The sequence below is a fragment of the Aeromonas sp. PS2Canimalfood6 genome (assembly GCF_048276795.1).
In the GTDB taxonomy this organism is placed as follows: domain Bacteria; phylum Pseudomonadota; class Gammaproteobacteria; order Enterobacterales; family Aeromonadaceae; genus Aeromonas; species Aeromonas caviae.
On record NZ_JBLUXC010000099.1, the window covers coordinates 1 to 7,075 of the forward strand.

A 7,075-nucleotide genomic window follows, 5' to 3' on the forward strand; every position below is an offset into this window, starting at 1 on the left:
TGGTGTTTTTGCTCATGGGGGGAGCGTATCTAAGGAGCAGGATCAAGCAAGCAGGAAAGTGGGATCAAGAGACGATCGTCTCATTTTTCCTGTGTCAATACTGTTCCGGTGAATACTTACTCGTCCGGTTCTATTGAACGTAGCCGGATGAGATGCGCCGGAGACATCACTCTCGACAACAAGGAATAGAGACATGAACGTGAAAAAGAGTACTGCCATCGCCTCTGCCATGACGGGTCTGCTGGCCCTGGGTGCCCAGTTCATCGCCGCGCCGGCCATGGCTGCGGATGACAAGGAGAAGTGCTACGGCGTGGTCAAGGCGGGCAAGAACGACTGCGCCACCAAGGGCGGATCCTGCGCCGGCACCGCCAAGATGGATGCCCAGGGGGATGCCTTCGTGGTGGTGCCCAAGGGGCTGTGCGAGAAGCTCGCTGGCGGGTCCCTGCAACCCAAGTAAGCCGCATGCCATGGTGTGGCGCCCGCCACATCATGGCCCTATCTATTGAGAGCCCTGCCATGAACCCCTTGATCGGTATCGGTTTACGCACCCCGCACTACGACGAGATCCGCCACACCCTGCCCGGAGTGGGCTGGCTTGAGGTACACAGCGAAAACTACTTCGAGCGCCACAGCCAGGGCTTCGAGGTGCTGGCGGAGCTTGCGAGGCACTACCCCGTGAGCCTTCACGGAGTCGGCATGTCGCTGGGCTCCGCCGATCCGCTCGATGCCGGGCACCTGCGCCAGCTGGCAGCCCTGGTGGCGGCCATCTCGCCGGTGCGGGTGTCGGAGCACCTGAGCTGGGGCAGCATCGGCGGGCGCTATTTCAACGATCTGCTTCCCATGCCCTACACCCGGGCCGCTCTTTTGCACATGAGCGACAAGATAGATCGGGTGCAGCAGACACTGGGCAGACAACTGCTTGTCGAGAATCCCTCCTCCTACCTGCAACTGGCGGGGGAGATGGGGGAGGCCGAGTTTCTGGCCGAGCTGGCTGGGCGCAGCGGCTGCGGCGTCCTGCTCGATCTCAACAACCTCCATGTGAGCGCGGTCAATCACGGCCTGGAGGTGGACGACTATCTGGCGACTATCGACCTCGACACGGTCGGCGAAATTCACCTGGCCGGTTTTACCGAGAAGCACCTGCCCCAGGGGCCCCTCTATATCGACACCCACAGCTCCCCCGTGGCCGAGCCCGTCTGGGCGCTCTACGAGCAGGTCTGCCAGCAGCGCGCCATCCCCACCCTGATTGAATGGGATCTGGCGATCCCCCCGCTGCCGGTGCTGCTGGGAGAGGCGCAGCGTGCCAGCGAGATCCTGAGCCGGCACAGCAACCATCCAGGGAGGCCGCCCATGTCTGAGCGTGTTTCCCCGCAAGGTACTTTTGCGAGCGGTCTGCTCGGGGAGGCCACTTATGTCTGAGCTTGTTTCCCCGCAAGGTACTTTTGTGAGCGGTCTGCTCGGGGAGGCCACTTATGTCTGAGCTTGTTTCCCCGCAAGGTACTTTTGTGAGCGGTCTGCTCGGGGAGGCCGCCCATGTCTGAGCTTGCTTCCCTGCAACGCGCTTTTGCGAGCGGTCTGCTCGGCCAGGATGATGCCATCCTCGGGCACATCCAGCCGGGACGCTTTGCCCCCGACGCCCTGTTGCAGATCTATCGCAACAACTTCATCCTCGGCCTCACCGAGGTGCTCGCCAGCAGCTACCCCGCGGTACGCGCCATGGTTGGCGAGACTTTCTTTGAGGCGGCGGCACGAGGGTTCGTGCTGGCGGCACCTCTGGAGGAGGGGAGCGTCATGGACTACGGGGAGGGCTTTGGCGACTGGCTGGCACGCTTGCCCACCACGGCCGCGTTGCCCTGGCTCGGGGATCTGGCCCGCTTCGAGTGGGGGCTGGAGCGGGTCTCGCTGCTTGCACCAGAGACGCGGCGCTGGCCTGCCGAGCGGCTTGCCGCCATGACCCCTGACCACTGGGAGCGGCTGGTGCTGCATCCTGCCTGCGATCTGCAACTCCTGGAGAGCCCCCATCCGGTGCTGGCGCTCTGGCAGATGGCCCTGCACGGCGGTGAGACGGTCAGGGAGCTGGATGCTGTCTGCTCCCTGGCACTCAAGAAACGCCCCGGACACCGGGTCGACCCCATTCCCCTGGATGCCGCCGCCTGGCGTCTGCTGCAAGGCTGCCTGCAGGGCAGGCCGCTGGCCAGCCTGCTGGCTCAGGATCCCGCCATGGCCGAACACCTGGCCCCCCTCATCACCCTCGACCTGCTGGTCGATCTGGAGCTTGCCCCATGACAACGCAAACCCTTGCCAGGCCCCTTGGCCCCCTTGTTGAACGCATCTTGACCTGGTGCAGCGGTGGCCTGTTGCTGCTTGCCAGGCTCTGGGTCGCCACCATTTTTCTGCGATCCGGCTGGCTCAAGTTCACGGCCTGGGACAGCACCCTCTATCTGTTCGAGTTCGAATATCAGGTGCCCCTGCTGCCCTGGCAGTGGGCGGCCTATGCGGGCACGGCGACCGAGCTGTTGCTGCCCCTCTTCCTGCTGGCGGGCCTCTTCACCCGTCCGGTCGCCTTGCTGCTCTTTGGCTTCAACGCCATGGCGGTCATCTCCTACCCGGCCCTCTGGGCGGGGGGCTTTCACGATCACCAGTTGTGGGGCTGGATGCTGCTGACCCTGGCCGTGTGGGGGGCGGGCCCCCTGGGGCTCGACAGCTGGCGCCTTGCCCGTCGCTCGCCTCCGGCGTAAGGTGGCCGCACACGAGCCCTGCCTGACTGACGGGTGGGCAAGGAATGCAAAGGAGAAGAGATGAAGGTACGCGAGGCCCTGGCGGCCGATATTCCCGCCCTGACGACACTGCGCATGGCGCTCTTTTGCGAGGTGGGGGAACTTGCCCGGCCCGATGAGGATCCGGTCCTCAGGGAGGCGACGCAGGCCTACTTCATTCAGGCGCAGGAAGAGGGCAGCGCCCGTAGCTGGGTGGTGGAGGAGGAGGGCGAGGTGGTGGCGTGCGCCACCCTGGCACTCTTCGTGCGCCCGCCCTACCCGGGCAATCTGGCGGGGCGGGAAGGGTACCTGCTCAACATCTACACCCAGCCGGCCTGGCGCAGACGGGGAATGGCGAATGCCCTGCTGGTGGCCATGGTGGCGTATGCCCGCGAGCAGCAACTGGGCAAGCTGTGGCTCCATGCCAGCAGTGATGGGCGCGCTATCTACGAACGGTTCGGCTTTGCCGGCAATCCCGCCTGCCTCGAGTGCGTACCTGACCGTTAGCCTCCTCTTTTTCTGCACCGAGTTGATCCTCTTTCACAAGGGCTGCGTACTGGGAGCCCTTGGCGGCATCGCCGCTTTTCTATACACTGCGCGCCCCATTCGTTTCAGTCGTCCGACCACTTATGTCGGCGCTGGCGGTGCCGATACCCTCTGTGGGTGAGGCCGTGGTGCCCATGGGGATGGTCAACGAGGAAGAAGTGTCATGTTCAATCAGAAGCTCAAAGCGCAGTTGCAGGCATGCCAGACCCGGCTCGACGAGGAGCAGGGCATCATAGAGGCGATCAAGGCGGGTGCCGCCACCGTCATCTTCAGCCCGGAGGGGATCATCCAGGAGGCGAGCCCCCCTTTCCTGGCCCTGATGGGATATGGTGCCGCCGAACTGATTGGGCAGCCCCACAGCCAGCTCTGTCCAAGGGCCTGGGGGGAGTCCGGTGACTATCGCCAGTTCTGGCGGCGTCTCGCTCAGGGGGAGGTGCAGTCAGGCACCTTCGAGCGCGTGAACCGGCAGGGGGAGACGCGCTGGCTGGAGGCGACCTATTTCCCGGTGAAGCACCAGGGCCGGGTGACCCGGGTACTCAAGATTGCCAGCGACGTCACCGAACAGCACCAGCGACTTGGGCGGCTCGAGGCGCTGACCGAGGCACTGGACCGCTCCCGGGCCATGATCGAGTTCACCCCGAACGGCGACATCCTCCATGCCAATGCCAACTTCCTGAGCGTCATGGGTTACACCCTGAGTGAGATCGCGGGCAGGCACCACAGGATCTTCTGTGACGAGGCCTTTCTGCGCGAGCAGCCCCGTTTCTGGGAGGAGCTGGCCCGGGGCCAGTTCAAATCCGGCCTCTTCATGCGCCACAATAGCCGGGGGCAGGCCGTCTGGCTGGAGGCGACCTACAACCCCATCCGGGATGGCAGCGGCAAGGTGGTGCGGGTGGTGAAGTTCGCCAGCGACATCACCGCGCGCATCGAGCAGAACCACGCGACCCGGGAGGCCGCCCGCCTGGCCCACAGCACCGCCCAGGAGACCCTGCACAGCGCAGAGGAGGGGGCGGGCCTGCTGCGCGCCGTGGTGCAGACCTCTTCCCTCATCGCCTCCCAGGTGGATGAGGCCATCGCCCTCATCGGCCAGCTCAACGAGCAGTCCAGAAGCATCGAGGCCATCGTCTCGACCATCAGCGCCATCGCCGATCAGACCAATCTGCTGGCCCTGAACGCCGCCATCGAGGCGGCGCGGGCAGGGGAGCTGGGGCGCGGGTTTGCGGTGGTGGCGGACGAGGTGCGCCAGCTGGCCGCCCGCACGTCGCTCTCTACCGACGAGATCGCCAAGGTGGTGCAGAAGAACCGCGAGCTGACCGCCAGGGTGACCGACGACATGGCCGGGGTGGCGGGCAGCGCCGAACTCGGCAAGCAGCAGATCGCCGGCGTGGACAAGCTGATGAGCGAGATCCACCAGGAGGCGGACAGGGTCTCCCAGACGGTGTCGGCTCTCTCCATCTGAGGGGCTGACCGCAAGATTGCCAACAGAGTGAGCGATCGGACGGCCAGGCTGAACCCTGGCTGTATGACGCCCCCCTTCGTCATTGTGCCGCCCGGCCCCCTTGTTTAGGCTGCCGCCTCCTTTTTATTGAGCAGGTAGACAACAATGGCAGTACGACAGAGAGGCAGGGCACTGGCCCTGCTGCTGGGAATGGGGGCGAGCCTGGGGCTCGGTGGTTGCATGGGCCAGATGGGCCTCTCTTCCATGGTGACCAAGGGCAACCTCAGCGTGGTGGACAATCGCTACGGCCGTGCCGGCGTCTTCGTGCTCCTTTCCCCCGTCTATGGCTTGGCGGCCACGGCGGATCTCTTCGTGTTCAACACCATCGAATTCTGGTCCGGCAAGAACCCCATTACCGGCAAGTCGCCCGCCCTGGTGGATCAGAAGAGCGATGCGATCATCAAGGTGAACCCGCACCTGGATCCTGCCCTCAACCAGGTGCCGCTGGCCCTGCTGCCCCAAGGGGTGCGCGAGGTACAGGTGAGCTACCCGGACGAGCGCACCGCCCAGATGGAGATCCACTACATCGACGGTCAGCGCAGCCTGATGCGGGGAGAGATGCGCGGGGAGCGGCTGGATCTCTATCTGGATGACAAACTGGTCTCGACCCTGAGCCGCGAGCAGCGCGATGCGGCGGCAAGCCGGGGAGCGGGGCAGGCATAATTTGTCGCCCCCCTGATCCTTTACTCCCGACAAATGCTATACATGCCTGCGGGCAAGTACGCCCCGATGTAGAGGGAGTGGGCTATGACGGTAAATGGATTGCGTTTGGCAGAGCTGATTGGTTCTCTCAGCCATGCCCTGGACATGACGGAAGGGCAGCCGAGAGGCCACTGCATCCGCTGCTGCTGGATAGGCTCTCGTCTGGGGGAGCAACTGGGACTGGATGCCCGGCAGCGCCACGACCTCTACTACACCCTGTTGCTCAAGGATCTGGGGTGCAGCAGCAATGCCGCCCGCATCTGCGAGCTCTATCTCACCGACGATCTTCACTTCAAGCGCGACTTCAAGCTGGTGGATGGCTCCCTCTCCGAGGTGGTCAACTTCGTGCTGGGTCACACCGGCTTGCAGGCGGATCTGCTGGGCCGTTTTCGCAGCCTGTTCCACATCTTTCGCAACGGGGATCAGATAGCCAACGAGCTGATCCTGACCCGCTGCCACCGGGGGGCGGACATCGCCCGCCAGTTGCGTTTCAGCGACGAGGTGGCCCAGGGGATCCTCTCCCTGGATGAGCACTGGAGCGGCAAAGGGCGGCCGCAACAACTGGCGGGGGAGGCCATCCCGCTCTTCTCCCGCATCGCCCTGCTCTGTCAGGTGGTGGACGTGTTTCACGCCGCAGCCGGACCGGACGCGGCGATGAGGGAGCTGCGCGAGCGCAGCGGCAACTGGTTTGATCCCGCCCTGGTCAGGGCCTTCGAGGCGCTGGCAGACGAGGCCTTCTGGCAAGGGCTGGCGGATCCCGCGTTGGCGGAGCGGGTCTTCGCCCACCCGGCGGGGCAGGGGGAGGTGGCGCTGGATGAGGATTATCTGGACGAGATAGCGGCGGCCTTCGGCCAGGTGGTGGACTCCAAGAGCCCCTATACCGCGGGGCACAGCGGCAGGGTGGCGCTCTATACCGACATCCTCGCCGCCCAGATGGGGATGTCCGAGGCGCGGCGACGCTGGCTCAAGCGGGGTGCCCTGCTCCACGACGTGGGCAAGCTCGGGGTGAGCAACGCCATCCTCGACAAGCCGGGCAAGCTTGACGAGCAGGAGTGGGCGGCGGTGCAGATGCATGCCGCCTACACCGAGGAGATCCTGAGCCGCATCGGCGCCTTCGAGGAGCTGGCCCTGGTGGCTGGCGCCCACCATGAGCGACTCGACGGCAAGGGCTACCCCAAGGGGCTCAAGGGGGAGGCGATCACCCTGGAGACGCGCATCATCACCACCGCCGACATCTTCGATGCCATCACCGCCAAGCGCCCCTATCGGGATGCCATCCCGGTACCGCGGGCCCTGGAGATGATGGCGGAAAACCTGGGCACGGCCATCGACCCCGACTGCTTTGCCGCCCTGAAGGCGGGGATAGAGGACTTCTCCCTCTACCTCACTCCGGAGCAGCCCCTGGCTCGTGCAAGCTAAGGCGCGAGCCCGAGACAAACAAGCCCCGCATCGGCGCAATGCTGTTCACTTAAGCGGAGCCGCATTGCGATTTACCGGAAAACGGGTCTTTGATATCTTCACCGCCCTGGGTCTCGATGGCCTGGGGCGTTTTTCTATGAACATGACGCCTATG

7 protein-coding genes and 1 pseudogene are annotated in these 7,075 nt (G+C 64.7%); all 8 read left to right on the forward strand.

Annotated features, from left to right (window positions below; translation table 11 throughout):
- Positions 1-193: 193 nt before the first annotated feature.
- The 8 genes and pseudogenes from ACNPAA_RS20405 (at position 194) to ACNPAA_RS20440 (ending at position 6,921) form a co-directional block, all read left to right on the forward strand.
- Positions 194-457: a DUF2282 domain-containing protein gene (locus ACNPAA_RS20405; RefSeq protein ID WP_010673595.1), complete on the forward strand. Its 264-nt coding sequence runs from the start codon at positions 194-196 to the stop codon at positions 455-457.
- A gap of 59 nt (positions 458-516) precedes the next feature.
- Positions 517-1,358 (forward strand): annotated as a pseudogene (locus ACNPAA_RS20410) (DUF692 domain-containing protein).
- A 175-nt stretch (positions 1,359-1,533) separates the two neighbouring features.
- Positions 1,534-2,286 carry a DNA-binding domain-containing protein gene (locus tag ACNPAA_RS20415; protein WP_053288256.1) on the forward strand — a complete coding sequence of 251 codons (753 nt, stop codon included), beginning with the start codon at positions 1,534-1,536 and terminating at the stop codon, positions 2,284-2,286.
- Positions 2,283-2,738, forward strand: a complete 456-nt coding sequence (locus ACNPAA_RS20420; RefSeq protein ID WP_202608079.1) for a DoxX family protein — start codon at positions 2,283-2,285, stop codon at positions 2,736-2,738. The genes ACNPAA_RS20415 and ACNPAA_RS20420 overlap by 4 nt, the downstream gene beginning before the upstream one ends.
- 60 nt (positions 2,739-2,798) lie before the next feature.
- Positions 2,799-3,263, forward strand: coding sequence for a GNAT family N-acetyltransferase (locus ACNPAA_RS20425; RefSeq protein WP_161653707.1), 465 nt, complete (start codon positions 2,799-2,801; stop codon positions 3,261-3,263).
- 202 nt (positions 3,264-3,465) lie between these two features.
- Positions 3,466-4,761, forward strand: coding sequence for a methyl-accepting chemotaxis protein (locus ACNPAA_RS20430; RefSeq protein ID WP_417891973.1), 1,296 nt, complete (start codon positions 3,466-3,468; stop codon positions 4,759-4,761).
- 144 nt (positions 4,762-4,905) lie between these two features.
- Entirely contained in the window at positions 4,906-5,463 is a 558-nt protein-coding gene (locus ACNPAA_RS20435) for a DUF3332 domain-containing protein (protein WP_039039369.1), read from the forward strand.
- A gap of 84 nt (positions 5,464-5,547) precedes the next feature.
- A complete protein-coding gene (locus tag ACNPAA_RS20440) occupies positions 5,548-6,921 on the forward strand; it encodes an HD-GYP domain-containing protein (RefSeq protein WP_103244503.1) in 1,374 nt (457 codons plus the stop codon).
- The last annotated feature ends 154 nt before the right edge of the window (positions 6,922-7,075 follow it).

Excerpts from the sequence above, each read along its gene's own strand:
- ACNPAA_RS20405 (WP_010673595.1), top strand. The coding sequence starts at position 194 with ATGAACGTGAAAAAGAGTACTGCCATCGCCTCTGCCATGACGGGTCTG.
- ACNPAA_RS20415 (WP_053288256.1), top strand. The coding sequence starts at position 1,534 with ATGTCTGAGCTTGCTTCCCTGCAACGCGCTTTTGCGAGCGGTCTGCTC.
- ACNPAA_RS20420 (WP_202608079.1), top strand. The coding sequence starts at position 2,283 with ATGACAACGCAAACCCTTGCCAGGCCCCTTGGCCCCCTTGTTGAACGC.
- ACNPAA_RS20425 (WP_161653707.1), top strand. The coding sequence starts at position 2,799 with ATGAAGGTACGCGAGGCCCTGGCGGCCGATATTCCCGCCCTGACGACA.
- ACNPAA_RS20430 (WP_417891973.1), top strand. The coding sequence starts at position 3,466 with ATGTTCAATCAGAAGCTCAAAGCGCAGTTGCAGGCATGCCAGACCCGG.
- ACNPAA_RS20435 (WP_039039369.1), top strand. The coding sequence starts at position 4,906 with ATGGCAGTACGACAGAGAGGCAGGGCACTGGCCCTGCTGCTGGGAATG.
- ACNPAA_RS20440 (WP_103244503.1), top strand. The coding sequence starts at position 5,548 with ATGACGGTAAATGGATTGCGTTTGGCAGAGCTGATTGGTTCTCTCAGC.